General features: G+C 70.6%; 1 pseudogene. It reads left to right on the top strand.

The window, feature by feature from the left end:
• Positions 1–398 (top strand): annotated as a pseudogene (locus KHA85_RS17145) (MobF family relaxase); the annotation flags it as partial.

Raw genomic sequence — 398 nt, 5'->3', positions numbered from 1 at the left:
ACCCGAAAAGCATCGCCGCGTGGTCACAACGGTCGAGTGCGCTGCGCGAATGGGCGGCGAACCATCTGGTCGTCGTCGACGCCGCCGCAGGGCCCTCGGCGGGGCAGTTGGCGGCCGCGCAAAAGGCCACCCGCCCGACCAAACCCGAACAAATGGCGTGGGCACAACTGGCGGCGATGTGGCAAGGGGACGCGCGGGGGGGAAGGGTTGATCGCGAAGCCTTCCAGGAGGCGCGCAAGGCGCGGCGGGCGTGGGGTGCGGCGGCCACAGCGCCTTTTGATCGGCGGCGGTTGTTGGGGGCGGCCGAGGCGATGGACAAGGCGACGTTCACCCGCGCGGATCTGGTGGAGTTGATGGGCGCGCAGCTGCCCGTGGATGTCGAACGCTCGCCTCGGGAG

The sequence above is a fragment of the Dietzia massiliensis genome (assembly GCF_018390595.1).
GTDB classification, from domain to species: Bacteria; Actinomycetota; Actinomycetes; order Mycobacteriales; family Mycobacteriaceae; genus Dietzia; species Dietzia massiliensis.
This window is presented reverse-complemented; position numbering and strand designations above follow the sequence as displayed.